Below are 16,662 nucleotides of genomic sequence, written 5' to 3'. Positions count from 1 at the left end.
ATTATAAATTCTCATACCTTTTCCGTGCATTCAAGAAAAATTCTTTTATCAAAACCTCCTCGTTTTTCTTTCCTCATTGATTTAAGTTTTTCTATTTCACCCCCATCAAGATTAAAACTTTTTATTATATATTCTAAAACTTCCTCAATATCGCCGATTTCTTTAATTAATTCTTTCTTATCTTCACCGGCGGCCAAAAGTTCGTTGGCTTCCTCGACCGCTTTTTTCAAGAGTTCTTTCTTGTATTCAGTATCGTCTAAAATCCTAGTCTTAGGATTCTCGCCATCAGCCTTGATAATTTCGGGGATTCTGTCTCTAACTAATTTATTATAAGTTTTCATAAAAATCTCTTCACTCTCATCTCTTAACTGTTATCTGATTCGTCCGGCAGATTTCCGCATAGACCGCCGCGCTGGGCCGGGGGGTGCGCTGGAAAGTCTGACGGTCGACGGAATAAAGGCCGAATTTCATGGTATAGCCGGCCGCCCATTCGAAATTATCCAAAAGCGACCAATGAAAATACCCGCGGATATCTTCGCCTTCGGCAATAGCTTTATGGACATAAAACAAATGGTCGACGATGAATTTTTCCCGCTTGGCATCAGCCGCGTCGGCGATGCCGTTCTCCATAATATAAATCGGCTTTTTAAAGCGGCGCAGTTTTTTCAATATTTCATAAATACCCTGGGGAAAAATTTCCCAGCCGAAATCATTCATTTCTTTGTTTAAATTTTTAAGGAAGGGCGGATGCCAGACGATCCGGTTGGAAAAATAATAATCCAGGCCGATAAAATCGCATTCTTTTTTGACCAAGCTGATGAACAGATTATTGCAGACCAGATTCAAAAACCAGGCCAAAATAATTTCCGGCAAAAACCAGCTGCGCGCCGGATAAAAATTATCGCCTAAATGGGTAAAACCGACGTTAGCGCGCAAGTTTGTTCGATGGATGATTTCATACGCTTTTTTGTGCGCCGCCGCCAGATTTAGAAAAGCTTTCGCTCCTAAAAAATAATTCTTTTTGTTCGGCGGAAACTGACCGATGAAATATCCTTTATGAACATGGATAGTCGGCTCGTTGACCGTCACCCAGAAATCGACCAAGTCGCCTAATTCGGCCGCCACGAATTCCGCATAGCGGGCGAAATAAACCACGGCTTTTTTATTGCTCCAACCGCCCTCGTTGACGAGCCAAAGCGGATTGGTCCAATGCCAGAGCGTCAGAACTATTTTGATATTTTTTTCTTTGAAAGCCATCAGCACTTGCCGATAATGTTCGATCTGCTCGCGATCGAACTCGCCTTCTCTCGGTTCAATCCGCGACCATTCCAAACTCAAGCGATAGGCGCCGCAATTCAAAGCTTTCACCATCTCCGCATCCTCTTCGTAACGATGATAAGAATCGCAAGCCTGACCGGCGACAAAATCGCGGTAATTCAATTTTTTATCGCGCAAAGCTTTCAGCCGTTTTTCCGACATTTCCCATTGGCTCCAATCATTAGTGATCCCGCCTTCGATTTGATAAGCCGAAGTCGAAACTCCCCAAAGAAACCCCTCGGGGAAATTTAAGTTATTTTGTTCCTGATTTTCATTTTCCAGCATATTTTCATTATAGCATTTCTGAAAATTTTTGGCAGTTGACTAAAAAAACTTTTTATTCTAACATTATCTAAACAACTGGTTCTTTTCCATTTTATCAATATTCGGCAGAGGAGGATTTATGAAAAAATTTAATAGCTTTTATGGCATAGAATGGTTCTTCTTCGTACTTATAACCTTTGGCCTCTTATTCTACGGCTGTTTAACCGGTTATTTTTTAAAAGGCCTTTGGCTGGAACATACAATTTTAGCAATGACAATAAGCGGTGTTATTGGAGGAATTATTTCATTGATTGGTTTAGCAAATACTTACCCCACCCTTACCCATCCCTTAGGTCCATTGCTAATATATCCAACCTTCTTCGTCATCGGTCTCGTACTTTTTCTCCCTCACGAAACAATAAAATTAGCTATGCCTATAAAAATTTTGGGGTGCTGGCTTATTGCCTTTATTGTTCCCTTGCTTTTATCGGGCATTTACGCAATTTTTTATTTTAAACGGGAAAAGTATTACGGCGATTCATCTGAAATTTAAAAAAATCTCTTTAACAAATCGCCCGCCGCGCAAACGGCCGGGCGTTTTTTAATACTTAATCGCCAACTTATTTGTTTTTTAGCGTCTCCTCCTTGAAAAAGTCACCTCGTTCTTTATAATTTTTAAAACAGCCGAAGCTGGCGCAACCGGTGGAAAGCAGGATAACGTCGCCCAACTCCGCCTCTCGTCTGGCAATTTCCACAGCTTTTTTCATAGTGTCAACTGCAATGATCGGAAATTTGTAATTTGTAATTTGTAATTCTTTCTTCAATCTATCCGTCCCTTTGCCTTTGAATAAAATTAAATATTTTACGCGCTTGGTTATTTCTTGGGCGAATTTTTTAAAATCCGAACCTTTGTCCGCGCCGCCGGCCAACAATATTATATTTTTGTCATTGCGAGCGCCTCGCGAAGCAATCTCGCTTTTACTACCACCCAACTTTAACACACCCTCCAACTTCGCTCCGCGGCGGAGCTTCGTTGGACAAGCTATCTCTTTTAAGGTTGGCCACCCTTGCCCTACCGGAGCTTTAGCGTAGGTGGGCCTCTCGAGAGGGGACTTTCCGCCGACCGCTTTAAGCGCGATTACCGAAACATCGGGCACGGTCGCAAAGCTATCATCAAAATATCTGACGCCGTTAATTTCAGCCACAAATTCGAGCCGATGCGGCAAGCCCTGGAAATTTTTCACCGCCCGCGCCACGATTTCCGGCTTGATCTTCAAAATTTTCGCCACCGCCTCGGCCGCCGCCAAGTTTTCTTTGTTATGCGCCCCAATCAAATTACTTGGCAAAGCAGAGCTAGAACAAAAGATTACTTTTGTGCCGCCATTTAACACACCCCGTCCGCGCGGCGCGGCCACCCCTCTCGAGAGGGGAATTTTGTTTTTCAATTTTTCATTTATAACCAAATAATCATTTTTTTGCTGGTGCGAGAAAATATTCGCTTTCGCCGCCCAATAATCTTTCATTGACCGATGATAATTCGGATTGTTCGGATCGGCCGGAGCCAAATGTTCTTTGAATAAATTCGTGACCACGGCAATATGCGGACTCACATCCAAATCTTCCAATTGAAAACTGGATAATTCCAAAACCACGAAATCCTTCGGCTTTATTTTCTCGATAAATTCAAACGGCGCATTGCCGATATTTCCACCCAGCCAAACTCTCCCCTCCTTTCGAAGGAGGGGTTTGGGGGTGGTTCCGGGGGTGGTTGTGGCTTTTTTTAAAATTTCATAAATCAGCGACGAAGTCGTGCCTTTACCTTTCGAGCCGGTGACGCCGATGATATTTTTCGTCGGACACAATTCAAAAAATAATTTCATCGGGCTGGAAATTATCACGCCGGCCTTTTTCGCTTTGAGCAAATTCGGATTGAACAGCGGATAGCCGGGCGAACGGAAAATAATGTCAAAATCCGCCAGATGCGCGTCATAATTCTTGCCGGTCATCAGAATTATTTCCGGCAATTTATTCTTCTTCGCCAGCTGCTTGATTTCCAAATATCTGTCGCCCAATTCCGCCGCCGACTTTGGATCACAAACGGTAATGTGCAAACCTTGCCCCGCCGCAGTCTCCGCCGCGGGACTGCGGCGTAACAAATATTTCACCAACGCCAAATTTTCCACCCCCAGCCCGAGCATGGCGATTTTCCTGTTATTCAACGATTTTAAGATATTTTTAACGATTTTCATTGACAATTATTGACAAAAAATATAAAAAATGCTAATCTTTAACGTTGCTCTCTAAAACAAAATAACGGAAATAAATTTAAACCTGGAGGTTTATAATGAAACAAGTGGTCATTCTGGCATTAACGACCGTGGCGATTTTTTTTGGTCTTGCTCAAGCAGTCGATTATTTTCATGTTTTTGATCGTTTTTCAAACTCTATTATCCTAATTCCTGTCAATTCCGCCCCTGTCGTGGTGATAATAACGTTAATGCTGCTTGCGGCTTGCGCAATTCTACCTAAACTAATAATATACGTTAATTCATGGCAAGAAGCAGTGATAGGCGGAGCAATCTTAATGTTCGCGTTATTGCTATTTGTCATGGAGCTGCTAATGGCTTCCAGTTCAATAGTGCTAATGATGTTTTTTTCATTCTTCAAGCCCTGGCCAGGCATCGTTCTTTCACTGCTTTCATTGATAATTTTTACCGTCATCTGTCATAAATTTTGTAAAGTTTAACCGCGTCGAAATAAAAGCTCTTGGGAATTTTTTCCAAGGACTTTTTTATTTTAAAAAAACAATTTAGCAATTTAACAATAATAATGTCGGGAATAAACCCACCCCGCCTCGCCCGCGCCCGAGGCGGACAAGCGGGCTCGGCACCCCTCCCAAGAGGGGAATTTTCCACTTTCAACTTTATAACTTTAAAAATTTCTAGCTTCTATCTCCTGACTTCTTACTTTTTTTACTTTTTACTTATTACTTTTTGTTTTCGAGCCGATTCATCTCTCCCCAACTCTCCCCGATCTCAATATCCACCACTACCGGGACTTTTAATTTCAGAATGTCGCGCATGATGTCCTGAATCCGGCCGGCGGCTTCTTTCATTTTGTCTTCACGCATCTCAAAAACCAATTCGTCATGGACTTGAATGATCATCTTCACACTATCAGAATATTTTTCATCAATTAAATTTTGCGCCGAGATCATTGCTTTTTTGATCATATCGGCATTCGTGCCTTGCAGGGGCGTGTTGACGGCCATGCGCTCGGCCGCGGCGCGAACCGGCGCCACTTGCGAAGTGATTTCGGGCAGATAGCGGCGACGGCCGAATAATGTTTCCACGTAGCCGTTCTTACGGGCAAACTCTACCATATCTTCGGTATAAGTTTTAATATTTTTATAGAGATCAAAATAATGCTCAATAAATTCCTTGGCGCGATTTAGCGGCATATCGGTATTTTGCGATAAGCCATACGCGCCCTGGCCGTATAAAATTCCAAAATTGATTGCCTTGGCTTCCTGGCGCATTTTTTTGGTAACGTCTTCAATCTTTACATTATTGATCGCAGCGGCCGTGGAAGTATGAATATCCAAACTGCGCTCAAAAGTATCGATCATTCTTTGGTCGCCGGATAAATGAGCGGCCAGGCGCAATTCAATCTGGGAATAGTCGAGCGAAACTATTTTCCAGCCCGGCTGGGCGATAAAAGCATGGCGGATTTCCTGGCCCAGCTCGGTGCGGATCGGGATATTCTGCAAATTCGGATCAGACGAAGAAAGCCTGCCGGTGGCGGTGACGGTTTGATTGAAGCTGGTATGGACGCGGCCGGTTACGGGATTGATCAAAGTCGGCAAAGCTAAAATATAAGTAGATTGCAATTTGGCCAGTTCGCGATATTCCTGGATCAGCGGAATTATTTCGTGCTCGTGCTTTAATTTTTCCAATTCATCGGCGGCCGTGGAATAACCGGTCTTGGTATGGCCGATCCCGGCGGTGGAAATATTTAATTTCTCAAATAAGACTTCTTTCAACTGCTGGGTGGAATTAATGTTAAACTCGCCGCCGCCCAAATCCCAGATCTTTTTTTCCAGCGTTGATATTTTTTTGGCAATTTTTTTATCCATGGCCGCCAAAAAATCTTTATCGATCATAACACCATTATCTTCCATGGTGGCCAAAACTGAAACCAGCGGCATTTCAATCTCCTCGAAAAGTTTGCTTAATTCCTTATCGCGCAAATGCTTGGCCAATTTTGCCACCAGCCGGTTGGTGCAATCGGCGTCCTCGCAGGAATAAATCGCCAATTTTTCCGTTTCGACCGCGGCAAAAGTTTTTTTGTCTTTGCCCGATCCGAGCAGATCTTCGGTGCTGATCTTTTCCAAGCCCAGCTCGGCAAAAGTCACCGCGTCCAAATTATGCGCTCTAGTGCCTGGATTTAATAAATATGAGGCGACCATCGTATCAAACTCGATCCCTTTCATCTCAATCCCGGCATGGCGCAGCACCCGCAGATCGAATTTAATATTATGCCCGCATTTTTTTATTTTCTCATCTTCCAAGATTGATTTCAATTTTTCCAGCCACGGATGATTATTTTTCTCCGTACTTTCCTTTTTATCATCCTTAAATAGACTACTTTGGCTCACCACCTTTAACACACCCTGTCCGGCCAGGGGCCGTCCACCCCTCTCAAGAGGGGACTTATTTGCGACAATAAAATAAGCCTCGCTTTCACGCCAAGAAAAACTGATGCCAAGCAGATTCTCCAATAACGGGTCAAATCCGGTCGTTTCCGTATCAATCGTAAATTGTTTCTGTTTGCTTAACGCGGCCAAAAATTTAGCGAATTTTTTATCGTCATCAACTAAAATATATTTAAATTCGGTGCGATCGCGTTCAAATTTATCCGCCGTAGCCTTGGCGTAGCCGGATTTATCCGAAACTTTAAAATGGGCGGAAACCAAATCCTGCACTCGCGGCAAAAGCGACTTAAAACCCAGCTCGCTGAAAATTCCCGCCACTTTTTCCCGGTCAAAATCATAAGCCCGGCATTTTTCCAAATCAAATTTTATCGGCACGTCCAATCTGATCGTAGCGAGTTCTTTCGACAAGAAAGCGTCCTTCTTGTGTTTAATTAATAAATCTGTAACTCTCGGCGAAATTTGAAATTTGAAATTTGAAATTTGGAGCTTTTTATATAAATTTTCTAGAGTCCCAAATTCTTGCAAAAGCTTAGTCGCGGTTTTCTCGCCAATTCCTTTGACGCCGGGAATATTATCCGAAGGATCGCCGCGTAAAGCTTTGTAATCGATCATCTGGTCAACCGTAAGCCCATAGCGCTCCTTAACTCTAGCCGCATCATAAACCACGCTTTCCGAAAGCCCGTGGCCCATGGTAAAAATTTTGGTGTCATCGTCGATCAATTGCAAAGTGTCCAGATCACCGGTCACGATTATTTTTTCCACGCTCGCATCGACTTTTTTGTCGATCGTGCCGATCAGATCATCGGCTTCAAAACCTTGCAACTCAAAAATCGGAATATTAAAAGCCGTAGCCACTTCTTTGACGCGAGGAATTTGATCATACAAATCTTGCGGCGCCTTGATGCGCGTGGCTTTATATTCCTTATATTGCTTGTGCCGGAAAGTCGGCCCCTTCATATCTAAAGTCAGGGCGATATAATCCGGTTTCAATTCGCGCCAGGCCTTGAGCAAAACGGCCGAAAAACCGTAAACCGCGTTGACCAGCTCCCCGTCTTTGGTGCGCAAAGTCGGCGGCAGGGCGTGAAAACTGCGATGGATCAAGGCGTTCCCGTCGATAATTATTAATTTTTCTTTTCCTTTTGCCATATGTCAATTATACCAAAATTCGGCGAATTTAAAACCGCCATCAACTTTTCGTCCGATGGCGGCTTTTTTCTTTTAAACCTGGGCTGGTGGAGGCACATCAGACATCTCCTTTTGGCAAAGATTGATTATTTTATCGATTTTTCCCCAATTTCCAAAAAAAACTATTTCTTTATCCGGCGGGCAAACAGCGCGCGCCGCCGTCAAAATCTTCAATCTTTTTTCCGCCAATTTTTTTCCGATGTCCGGCTCCTCCTTTCTTTTGGCTTCAACTCTCTCGAAAAACAACCAGGCTTCATAAAGCTCATTCGGGTCCCCCGAGGACAGGGCTGCCACAAAATCGTCAAGATTGCCGACACTCATATCTCAGCTCCTTTGCTAAATTAAAGATCATTGTTAGGTTGCCGCTATTTTAACTCAATTTTAATGATTTGTACAGGACTATTTACGGACAATTTTTTGCCTTGCGCCAGCCAGCCGCGATTGCTTCCGCTTCGCTGCAAAACCATCTTTCACCCTTATCTTCGCTGATAACCGTCTGATTATAATAATCACAACCAGGCACATGATAAATCTTCTCCTTGTCCGCCGAAGCCTTGGCGGAGGCGGGACCGGTCGAACTGATATTCCCTTTGATCAGACATTTTTCTCCGGTCGAACTTGTTGCCGCAACATTGCCGCTGCCAATGTTTTTTAGGCCGCAAGCACCATCGGCCCATAATCCCAATTTATTTTCTTGAGCGTATTTTTGCGCTTCTTTGAATTCTTTTTGATATATATAAGGAAGGTCATATGTATATTCATAAGCAAAGCCGTCTTTGATCGCCGCCAAATTATAAAATAATCCATCTTGCCGCCAGACATATCTTAATAATCTGCCATATTTATCCCGATCATCCTGGCTCGGATCGGCGGCAATTCTCACTTCCTGTCCGGCTAATAATTTTTTGGCATTGTCAGAAGCCTCTCGGCCAAAACATTCCACCGGCTTCCGCGGATCAACCACTTCCGGCGTATTGATGCCGATTAATCTCAACCGCTCGGTCTTGCCATTCATTATTATATCGATCGTATCGCCGTCAACAACTTTTACCACTTGAAAATATTCATAATTTAAGTCCCCTCTTGCCTGCCCCGCAAAGCGAAGCGATGCGTGGGAGAGGGGTGGCGCCGCCGCGGCGACGGGGTGTGTTATGTAGACAGGATGTTCTGTCTCGGAAGAGCTCGTGGCATAAATTTCTTGCTGGCTCAATTCCGCTTGCGCCAAATTTGCGCTAACCGCCTCGTCGGCCGTTAATTTTTGATCCGCCCCGAAATGCAGCTTAGCCACCAAAATTAAAAAAACAAAACCCGCCAGCAATAAAAACAAGGTTTTGTTTTTTATCCGCATAGATTTAATCAAATTGAGATCATCACTCGATTACACTTCGCCCAAATCCGGCAATTTTATCGGGCTCTTAATTATTTTGGTAAATTGTTTTAAATCCTTTTGATCGGTTAAATAAATGCCAATATCCGATTGAAGAGTATAAAGAGTGATATGAGTCGGCGGCACCTCTAGCTTTAAATCATACTTCCGGTTCAACAAATCAAAGAAGCTGTCCAAATTAGATACCTTCACCATCATGACTACCGTGCGTCTTTCATTTTGCGCTACAAATCGAAATTCGTCGCGATAACCGGTTAGCGAAACATCATGGTCTTTGGTAAATTCACAAAAGTCTTTGATGACCAGATCGGCAAAATTCTTAATTGAAATATTATTTTTCTCGATGATTTTCCCCGGGCAAACCAAGCTGACATGGAACGACGATTTCAGCGCCAACCTGTACCCCTCAACTTCAATTTCCCGCGGCAATTCTTTCAACAAAACCGGTAACGTGATATTGCCCCACTCCAAAAGATATTTTTTCGTTCCACAAATAAATTTTTCTTTCATAATTAATTTTTGGTGGACCAGAGGGGGTTAGAACTCCTTGCCTCCGCGTTGTCCCGCACCTTTTTGTGGAGATAAGGAGACTCGAACTCCTGACCCTCGCGTTGCAAACGCGATGCTCTACCACTGAGCTATATCCCCAAAAAAAGGTGCGGGACGGCGCTCCCTGCCCCGTCGAATGACGGGGTACCAACTGAGCTACTGGCCCGAACTAATCGTAAATAACCAATAATTAATATCAAATATCCAATAAATATACAAGTTAAAGGATCTTTGAATATTTATCTATTAAAATATTTTTTTGATATTGGTTATTTGATATTTGATATTTTATCTAATTATCCCCTCCCCGCATTAATTAACGGCGACAGCAGCCAGAGCATAAATTCCCCGAACACGTTAGTCATCACCATCACTCCGATTAAAAAAACCAAAATCCCCAAAAGCTTGTAGCCCAATCTGGTGCCGCCTTCGGTACCCAGATATTTTTCAAAAAAAGCGACGCGGCCGAACATATTAAGCATGGCCTCGGATTTGATGGTGATCAGCGCGCCGACCACGGCCATAATTATTCCCAAAAGAATATTCATAATTTATTTATAATCCGAATACTACGAATTATATCCGAATACTACGAACTCCGCGAACCGAACAAAATATTCGCAAAAATGTTCGTAGTATTCGGATATTTTGTGGGTTCGGATTATGTTTTTTATCTCAAATAATCCAGCGGATTATAAGTCTTGCCGTTGATGTGTATTTCAAAGTGAAGGTGCGGGCCGGTTGACTTGCCGGTCGAACCCATCAGCATGATCACGTCGCCCTTGTTCACCACATCGCCTTTTTTAACTAACAATCTGGAGGCGTGGCCATAGCGGGTGAACATGCCCCCGCCATGATCAATGTCAATCTTATTGCCATAGCCGGACTTGCTCCAGCCCGCGTCAATTACGGTTCCCGATTCCGCGGCGTAAACCGGCGTGCCTGATTTATTGGCAATATCCACGCCTTTATGCCTCCAAGTGAAGTATTGGGTAATATAGTGCCCAACCGTCGGCCAGAGCATCTTGCCGGCCGTAGTGACTGCCTTGCTCGGGCTTAACAAGCCCTTGATCACCTCCAGCGGATTATAGGCCGAAGCCACCTTGGACTGGGCCGGCGCGTAATAAATTTGTCTTCCTCCCGGAATGAAAAGTTTTTGCCCCAGCGACAGCTTGCTGTCTTCGGGCAAATTATTGACAGTTAAAATATCATTGGCATCAACGCCGAATTTATTGGCGATCGCCCCCAGCGTTTCGCCCTTAGCGACTTTATAAGTAACCCCCGAGGCGGGCAAAATGACCAAAGCATCGCCCGGCCTGATCAGGCTGGTAGCGCTTAAACTATTTTCCCAAAGGATCGTATTGACGCTGATATCGAAATTAACGGCGATGGAACTGACGGTATCGCCGGGCAAAACCGTGTAATTAATCGAGGCCTTGCGGGTCTTTTTGCTCTTAGCGGTCGTTGCCACTTCCGGCTTGACCAGCATCCCGTCATTTTGCGAACCCAGATCGGCCAAAGTGGTTTCCTCTTCGGCCGGAGTGGAAGTGGAGATAGACATTTGCTTCGTCGCCACTTCGCTATTATCCAAATATTGCGTCCCCCTGCCCGGCATGGCCACGCCCGTATTCGCGGTTTCTTCAATCAGGTCGCCCTCATCGGTATTGCTAAATTCGCTGGCGATTAATCCGGAAATAATGGTTTTATTGGCGTTGTCAAAAAGAGATTTGGCATCGGATCGCTGGCTCATGATTCCGGAAAAACAAACTATCACCGTTAAAATGGCCAATAAAATATGCGCGGTTTTCCGACTCAATAAAAAGGAAAAGAAATTTCCTCCCACCCGGCTCCAACCGATCTTTTTGGCAAAAGAAAAATAAGCCAAATAAATTTTGGCGAACAGCTTCAAAAAAATGAAATTGAGCAGGAAAAATATCGGCTTAAAGACAAATGACAAAAAAGCTGCCAAAACGGTCTTGGTCAAGGCCAGCAGCTTCATGATCACCAGCAGAATTTCCACGATTATTTTTTTGAAAATTTCACCTCTTTTCGCGATAGATTTGTTGATTAATTTATTCGATTTATACGATTTATCTTAACATTTTGGAAGAGCCGAGTCAATCTTACCTGGCAAGAACATAGAACAAAGAGCAAGGAACAAGACGCTGTTCAAACTGTTCTTTGTTCTTTGCTCCTTGTTCTAAACTTTCAACGTCATTCTTTGGCAAATGCCAATTGTTCTTTAAAAAACTTTGTGCTAAAATTATGGTATGTTAATAAACTAATTAAAGGCACTTTCAGGGTGTCTTTAGAGGGGAGGTGAATTATGAACAAAATGTTAAAAAGTCTGATGATCGTCGCCATGGTTCTGACCATCGCGGTACCGGTTCTGGCCATGCCAGCTTTGGCTCTGGATTTGGGAACTAACTACGTCAACAACAGCGTGACCGGTCTGGGCACCAATGACCCGCGAAAAATGGCGGGATTGATAATTCAGATCGCCTTGGGCTTCTTGGGTGTTTTGGCGGTAGTTATCATTCTGATCGGCGGTTTTAAGTGGATGACGGCGGCCGGCAATGAAGAGCAAATTGAAGATGCCAAGAAAGTCTTGATGGCCGGCATCATCGGTTTGATCATTATCTTAGCTTCCTGGGGAATCGCCACCTTTGTCCTTAATAGTCTGCTTACGGCGACAGGCATACCAACGACTTAGTAATTTTTCCAAAACTAGTTTTAGGAAAATTAGTGGGTCTTATTCCTAAAGTAAGACTCACTGCCTTGGACAGAATTTCCCCTCCTTTTAAAAATCTCCCCTCCTTTTCAAGAAGGGGTCTGGGGGTGGTTCTAAAGGGGTGATTCTGATTTTGTGTCCAGAGCAGTAAAAAACCATTAGCTTTCAAAAATATGTTTGTGATCGCCAAAAAAATCGGTATCTTATCGGCAATTTTCGTATTTTTCGTCTTGCCTTTCTTTTCCTTGCCGGTTTTCGCCCAGACCGAGGCGCCAGCGACGCCGCCCGGAAATTACGGCCTGACCGAATCCAAGGGGACGCTGATCGACAGAACCCCGCAGCAAATAACCGGCACGGTCGTCGGCGCCGTTCTTTCCTTATTGGGCGTCATTTTCTTTTTATTGGTTATCTACGGCGGTTTGCGCTGGATGCTGGCCCAAGGCAACGAACAAGAAGTGGAAAAAGCCAAAGAAATCTTGATCGCCGCGGTAATCGGCCTCGTCATCGTGCTCTCGGCCTATGCCATCACCACCTTTATCGGCACTCAATTGACCGGCGGCAAATAAAATCTCCCCACCGGATTTTAGCCGCCAAAAATTTTAAACATAATCATTAAAATTAGCGATGTTTATCTTTTCTACCCTTATTTCTCTTAATAACAAACTCATCGCTTACGATTTTTTGAAAAATAGCGGCGTGAGCGATACCGCCAAAAATGCCGGCATTCCGGAAAATTCCGGAACCGCCGGGGTCACCGCCATGGCCGGCACGGTGATCGGCGTGATCTTGGCCGTGATCGGCGTGGTCTTTTTAGGCTTAACTATCTACGGCGGCATAATGTGGATGACGGCCGAAGGCAAGGAAGAACGGATCGAAAAAGCCAAAAACATCATCATTGAAAGCGTAATCGGATTGATTATTGTTTTAGCCGCTTATGCCATCAGTTTCTTCGTCATCAGCGCTTTAACCAAAGGTTAAAAAAACACGAGCACGAGACGGGCGAATAAATTTATGAAAAAGACTTTCTGGTTAAAAATAATTCCGCTAATCTTTTGTCTGTCTTTTATTTTACTCTCTCCGGTCCAGGCCGCCGGCTTGGGCGATGCTTTTTCAAGCAGCTCCCTGGGCGCGGCCGCGGGGACCGGTTATGATACCAAAACCACCGTCTACCAGATAATCGGAACAGTCATTCAAGCGCTGCTTAGTTTGCTGGGCGTAATCTTCATCTCGCTCATCATCTATGGCGGAATTACCTGGATGACCGCCGAAGGCGAAGAAACCAAAATAGAAAAAGCGCAAAGCATCCTCCGTTCGGCAATCATCGGCTTGGTCGTGGTGCTTGCCGCTTACGCCATCAGCTTCTTTGTGATCAGCGCTTTAAATATAAGCGTCTTTGGCAATAAACAATAATTTATGAAAAAAATAATCAAAAGAATTTTCATTTTAGCAAGCCTGCTCGGATTTTTAATTCTCCCCTATTTTGTTTTTGCCGATTCCCCGCTTAACGCTTTGCAAAACGTGGGCGTTGCCGGCGGTTACAATAAATCAACCAACCAAACAACCATCTCGGTGATTGCCGGCGCGGTCGTCAGCACGGTTTTAAGCCTATTGGGCATAATTTTTATCGCCCTGATCGTTTACGCCGGCATTATCTGGATGACGGCCGAAGGCGACGAAGCTAAAGTGGAGAAAGCTCAAAAAATTCTGCGGAACGCGATAATCGGGCTGGTAATCACCGTTGGCGTTTATGGCATTTACGCTTTAGTCAGAAGCGTATCTTTCGCTGTCTCGGGTTAGAAAACTGGTTATTAATTAAACCAAATAATATGAGAAAAAAATTATCTTGCTTGCTTTTTTCGCTTTTGGCCTGGGGGATTTTATTTCTTGTTTTTCCGGCCGCGGCCCAGACTCCGCCGGCCGCGACTCCGGCGCCGGCCAGCAATCCCCTTTCCATTACCAATCCGCAAATGAAAGCATTTTTACCGGCCTCGGGAATCTCCGTTACCAGTGTCGCCGGCATAACTGGCGCGATAATCACGGCGGTTCTCGGCCTGCTCGGCGTAATCTTCATTGCGTTATTGATCTACGCCGGATTCCAATGGATGACCGCCGAAGGCAATGAAGAAAAGATCGACAAAGCCAAGCAAACCATCACCCGCGCCATCATCGGCTTAGTGATCGTCATCGCCGCCTATTCCATCACCTACTTTGTCTTCAATGCTTTAAATACCGGAGCAGGACAAGGAATTCACACGGTTGGCGGCAGCGGTTAAATCAATTAAATTAGCAACCAGCTTAAGTATATGAAAAGGGCCATCAAATTTGATGGCCCTTTTAAAATTGCTTCAATAGAGACTTAACTCACTTGAAAAACACATGCCAGTGCCCGTTTTTCCCGTGAGGTTTGTCAACCGGAGACGGGACGTGGAAAGGATAACGATAACAATATCCTTGCTCGTCCTGAAATTCTACCCGATATTTCCCGGGCGGGATGACTAATGAATCAGACACATAACTTGCATTGTATTCACCCGTCATTTCCCGATTATACCAAACGCTGCAAAGACGGCCCGACCCCATTTCCACGCCATCCTGGTCATAGATTACCCAGGTGACCGCATCGGAAATTGATTCATTAAAAATGAATCCCTTATAACCCGAGCTGTCCCCGTAAACCGGCAATTTACCGAGCCGATACATGCTGATGTGCCGCTCGACAGAGTGACGGTCAAGGTAATTTGCGTTGGAATCCAGCTGCCATCCGATTCTTTCTGCTCCGGAATTTTTTACGTTACGGCGATACTCACAGGCGGAATATGAAGCGCAGCCATACGCAACCGCCAATACCGCGGCCAGCAATACAAACCTTGCGATCGAGTTCATGCGATCTCCTTTGAAATTGGGTTATGTACAAACTATTTACAATAATAGTCATCTAATCGTAGCATAAATATTGCCAATTGTCAACCGTATAATATTGAATTAACCCGAAAAAACCTAATATTAGGACGTTCCAATCAATCCCTGGCGCCAACAAAACCGCTTAATTAGCCTACCAGCGGCAATCAATCCTTACCAGCACCTTAACACGCGCTTTTCATAAATTAGCTTCGCCAAAATCTCGCCAAGCGGATTATGCCGCGACTTACCAACTAGTGTCAGAATCCTCGAGGCGAGAGATTCTGACGATACCGGGTCCATCCATCAGTTAGTAAACAGATAACATCTGTAAAAAAATTCTCATTATTCAAATTCGTAGCAAACTCTGATATCTCTTTTTGTGGCATTTGTAATAAAAAATGGTTCGCATTATCTGAATTTTTTTGCATTTAAAAAAATTCTCCGTATATTCGGATGTCTCATTTTGCCTGCCGGCAGGCAGGTAGCATTTGTGGAAAAAAAAGAGGGGCCCAGACGGGCCCCTATTTTTTTATAAAAAATAATTTATAGGCCTAGAACTGAGCCCCGACCTTAAAATATAAATTGTTTTTTACTCTACCTTATTCCAATTTATTTTTCAAGGTTGGATACTTTCTCTATCGACTTGGAGAAAGCGGCTTTCCATCTGCCTTTGTAGAACGCGAATAAACTTGAGTACATCGCATCCTGCTATTTTTTTATTTTTGTTTTAAGCGCCGCGTCGATATCGGCAATGTGAAGACGAATGGAAAGCAAAGAAATTGCTCCTAATTTTTTATTAAGGGAAATTTCTCTTGACTCGGTTTTCAAAGATCAAATAAAGAACCATGTACTTGATAAAAGAACTATATAATCATCTATTAATATAATACCATATCTAAAAAAGCACGTCAACAATAGGGCAAAAACATGAAATTGAAATGATTTTATGCTCTAAAATTAGCAAAAAAGCTGTATAAAATTTGTATACAATAATCTACTTATGCACCGTTTAAGTCCACGCTACTGTGGACTAAAGTCCTTAAGTTATCCACTCAAAACACAGGTTATCCACAGTTTTCCACAACTTAAGTCCACGTTAAAGTGTACATATCGTTTACGGAATTACTGATTAATCTAACTCAAAAGTCCACGCTAGCGTGGACTTTTACTTCACCTAATTGATGACCTGTTTGTCAGGATACTTATTACCTTCTCAAGGGTTAATGGCGAGAGCTTCATGTCCTTTTATTTCGGAGTCCGCGCTAATGGTTTGGATTGAGGTCTGAGTGATCCCGAGGCAAGCTCGGGATGCCGACTTCAGGTCGGCAGAATCTCCGCTACATCGGCCTCTGGCCGTGAGCGGATCCGCGCGCGCCATCAGGCGACGTCGCGGAGAACTCACAAAAAAATGGCAGAGGCGCCACCACCTGCCAAAAGAAACGAGGTCTGGGTGAGAATCTCCGCTACATCGGCCTCTGGCCGTGAGCGGATCCGCGCGCGCCTACGGCGACGTCGCGGAGAACTCACAAAAAAATGGCAGAGGCGCCACCACCTGCCAAAAGAAACGAGGTCTGGGTGAGAATCTCCGCCAAAGGCGGACCGCCCTCTGGGCGG

18 protein-coding genes and 1 tRNA gene are annotated in these 16,662 nt (G+C 44.2%); 7 read left to right on the top strand and 12 right to left on the bottom strand.

Translation table 11 applies throughout. The annotated features are described in order from the left end of the window. Positions 1–11 precede the first annotated feature (11 nt). Positions 12–341, bottom strand: a complete 330-nt coding sequence (locus tag PHE24_00580) for a nucleoside triphosphate pyrophosphohydrolase (GenBank protein MDD4901618.1) — start codon at positions 339–341, stop codon at positions 12–14. 16 nt (positions 342–357) lie between these two features. Next, the gene (locus PHE24_00575; protein MDD4901617.1) at positions 358–1,602 is read right to left on the bottom strand and encodes a glycoside hydrolase family 1 protein; all 1,245 of its coding nucleotides are present in this window, start codon (positions 1,600–1,602) and stop codon (positions 358–360) included. 118 nt (positions 1,603–1,720) lie between these two features. Here PHE24_00575 and PHE24_00570 point away from each other — a divergent pair, with 118 nt between their 5' ends. Next, positions 1,721–2,134, top strand: a complete 414-nt coding sequence (locus PHE24_00570; protein ID MDD4901616.1) for a hypothetical protein — start codon at positions 1,721–1,723, stop codon at positions 2,132–2,134. A gap of 67 nt (positions 2,135–2,201) precedes the next feature. Here PHE24_00570 and PHE24_00565 read toward each other — a convergent pair whose 3' ends face one another. The 9 genes from PHE24_00565 to PHE24_00525 all read right to left on the bottom strand — a co-directional run bounded on the left by PHE24_00565 (position 2,202) and on the right by PHE24_00525 (position 11,436). Beyond that, on the bottom strand, positions 2,202–3,830 hold the full coding sequence (locus PHE24_00565) for a UDP-N-acetylmuramoyl-L-alanine--D-glutamate ligase (protein MDD4901615.1): 1,629 nt from the start codon (positions 3,828–3,830) through the stop codon (positions 2,202–2,204). Between the two features lie 169 nt (positions 3,831–3,999). Continuing rightward, positions 4,000–4,302, bottom strand: a complete 303-nt coding sequence (locus PHE24_00560) for a hypothetical protein (GenBank protein ID MDD4901614.1) — start codon at positions 4,300–4,302, stop codon at positions 4,000–4,002. A gap of 265 nt (positions 4,303–4,567) precedes the next feature. Further along, complete coding sequence (gene polA, locus PHE24_00555) at positions 4,568–7,441, bottom strand: DNA polymerase I (protein ID MDD4901613.1); 2,874 nt, start codon at positions 7,439–7,441, stop codon at positions 4,568–4,570. Between the two features lie 72 nt (positions 7,442–7,513). Then, positions 7,514–7,801 (bottom strand): hypothetical protein, encoded by a 288-nt coding sequence (locus PHE24_00550; protein ID MDD4901612.1) that lies wholly within the window; start codon positions 7,799–7,801, stop codon positions 7,514–7,516. Between the two features lie 82 nt (positions 7,802–7,883). Next, positions 7,884–8,828: a thermonuclease family protein gene (locus PHE24_00545; GenBank protein ID MDD4901611.1), complete on the bottom strand. Its 945-nt coding sequence runs from the start codon at positions 8,826–8,828 to the stop codon at positions 7,884–7,886. Positions 8,829–8,858: 30 nt separating this feature from the next. Further along, a complete protein-coding gene (locus PHE24_00540; protein ID MDD4901610.1) occupies positions 8,859–9,377 on the bottom strand; it encodes a hypothetical protein in 519 nt (172 codons plus the stop codon). Positions 9,378–9,443: 66 nt separating this feature from the next. Next, positions 9,444–9,515: transfer RNA gene (locus PHE24_00535), tRNA-Ala, on the bottom strand. 197 nt (positions 9,516–9,712) lie between these two features. Then, positions 9,713–9,964, bottom strand: a complete 252-nt coding sequence (locus tag PHE24_00530) for a hypothetical protein (protein ID MDD4901609.1) — start codon at positions 9,962–9,964, stop codon at positions 9,713–9,715. A 122-nt stretch (positions 9,965–10,086) separates the two neighbouring features. Then, positions 10,087–11,436: a M23 family metallopeptidase gene (locus PHE24_00525; GenBank protein ID MDD4901608.1), complete on the bottom strand. Its 1,350-nt coding sequence runs from the start codon at positions 11,434–11,436 to the stop codon at positions 10,087–10,089. 306 nt (positions 11,437–11,742) lie between these two features. On the opposite strand from PHE24_00525, the gene PHE24_00520 reads away from it, so the two are divergent. The 6 genes from PHE24_00520 (at position 11,743) to PHE24_00495 (ending at position 14,420) form a co-directional block, all read left to right on the top strand. Beyond that, positions 11,743–12,129 carry a hypothetical protein gene (locus tag PHE24_00520; GenBank protein ID MDD4901607.1) on the top strand — a complete coding sequence of 129 codons (387 nt, stop codon included), beginning with the start codon at positions 11,743–11,745 and terminating at the stop codon, positions 12,127–12,129. 191 nt (positions 12,130–12,320) lie between these two features. Next, complete coding sequence (locus tag PHE24_00515) at positions 12,321–12,713, top strand: pilin (protein MDD4901606.1); 393 nt, start codon at positions 12,321–12,323, stop codon at positions 12,711–12,713. Positions 12,714–12,771: 58 nt separating this feature from the next. Beyond that, entirely contained in the window at positions 12,772–13,125 is a 354-nt protein-coding gene (locus tag PHE24_00510; protein MDD4901605.1) for a hypothetical protein, read from the top strand. A gap of 33 nt (positions 13,126–13,158) precedes the next feature. Beyond that, positions 13,159–13,557, top strand: coding sequence for a hypothetical protein (locus PHE24_00505; GenBank protein MDD4901604.1), 399 nt, complete (start codon positions 13,159–13,161; stop codon positions 13,555–13,557). 3 nt (positions 13,558–13,560) lie between these two features. Then, entirely contained in the window at positions 13,561–13,944 is a 384-nt protein-coding gene (locus PHE24_00500) for a hypothetical protein (protein MDD4901603.1), read from the top strand. Positions 13,945–13,973: 29 nt separating this feature from the next. Beyond that, positions 13,974–14,420, top strand: coding sequence for a pilin (locus PHE24_00495; GenBank protein MDD4901602.1), 447 nt, complete (start codon positions 13,974–13,976; stop codon positions 14,418–14,420). Between the two features lie 88 nt (positions 14,421–14,508). On the opposite strand, the gene PHE24_00490 is transcribed toward PHE24_00495, so the two are convergent. Beyond that, positions 14,509–15,030 carry a hypothetical protein gene (locus PHE24_00490; GenBank protein ID MDD4901601.1) on the bottom strand — a complete coding sequence of 174 codons (522 nt, stop codon included), beginning with the start codon at positions 15,028–15,030 and terminating at the stop codon, positions 14,509–14,511. Positions 15,031–16,662 lie beyond the last annotated feature (1,632 nt).

The sequence above is a fragment of the Patescibacteria group bacterium genome, from assembly GCA_028707065.1.
Taxonomy (GTDB): domain Bacteria; phylum Patescibacteriota; class Patescibacteriia; order Patescibacteriales; family WJLG01; genus JAQTUZ01.
Note: the sequence above shows the minus strand (reverse complement) of the source record. Positions and strands in the feature narration are given on the sequence as shown.

Bases quoted from the DNA above. Each gene is read 5' to 3' on its own strand.
- PHE24_00500 (MDD4901603.1), top strand. From the start codon at position 13,561: ATGAAAAAAATAATCAAAAGAATTTTCATTTTAGCAAGCCTGCTCGGA.
- PHE24_00575 (MDD4901617.1), bottom strand. From the start codon at position 1,602: ATGCTGGAAAATGAAAATCAGGAACAAAATAACTTAAATTTCCCCGAG.
- PHE24_00540 (MDD4901610.1), bottom strand. From the start codon at position 9,377: ATGAAAGAAAAATTTATTTGTGGAACGAAAAAATATCTTTTGGAGTGG.
- PHE24_00580 (MDD4901618.1), bottom strand. From the start codon at position 341: ATGAAAACTTATAATAAATTAGTTAGAGACAGAATCCCCGAAATTATC.
- polA (MDD4901613.1), bottom strand. From the start codon at position 7,441: ATGGCAAAAGGAAAAGAAAAATTAATAATTATCGACGGGAACGCCTTG.
- PHE24_00520 (MDD4901607.1), top strand. From the start codon at position 11,743: ATGAACAAAATGTTAAAAAGTCTGATGATCGTCGCCATGGTTCTGACC.
- PHE24_00515 (MDD4901606.1), top strand. From the start codon at position 12,321: ATGTTTGTGATCGCCAAAAAAATCGGTATCTTATCGGCAATTTTCGTA.
- PHE24_00490 (MDD4901601.1), bottom strand. From the start codon at position 15,030: ATGAACTCGATCGCAAGGTTTGTATTGCTGGCCGCGGTATTGGCGGTT.
- PHE24_00505 (MDD4901604.1), top strand. From the start codon at position 13,159: ATGAAAAAGACTTTCTGGTTAAAAATAATTCCGCTAATCTTTTGTCTG.
- PHE24_00510 (MDD4901605.1), top strand. From the start codon at position 12,772: ATGTTTATCTTTTCTACCCTTATTTCTCTTAATAACAAACTCATCGCT.
- PHE24_00550 (MDD4901612.1), bottom strand. From the start codon at position 7,801: ATGAGTGTCGGCAATCTTGACGATTTTGTGGCAGCCCTGTCCTCGGGG.
- PHE24_00530 (MDD4901609.1), bottom strand. From the start codon at position 9,964: ATGAATATTCTTTTGGGAATAATTATGGCCGTGGTCGGCGCGCTGATC.
- PHE24_00545 (MDD4901611.1), bottom strand. From the start codon at position 8,828: ATGCGGATAAAAAACAAAACCTTGTTTTTATTGCTGGCGGGTTTTGTT.
- PHE24_00560 (MDD4901614.1), bottom strand. From the start codon at position 4,302: ATGACGGTAAAAATTATCAATGAAAGCAGTGAAAGAACGATGCCTGGC.
- PHE24_00565 (MDD4901615.1), bottom strand. From the start codon at position 3,830: ATGAAAATCGTTAAAAATATCTTAAAATCGTTGAATAACAGGAAAATC.
- PHE24_00570 (MDD4901616.1), top strand. From the start codon at position 1,721: ATGAAAAAATTTAATAGCTTTTATGGCATAGAATGGTTCTTCTTCGTA.
- PHE24_00495 (MDD4901602.1), top strand. From the start codon at position 13,974: ATGAGAAAAAAATTATCTTGCTTGCTTTTTTCGCTTTTGGCCTGGGGG.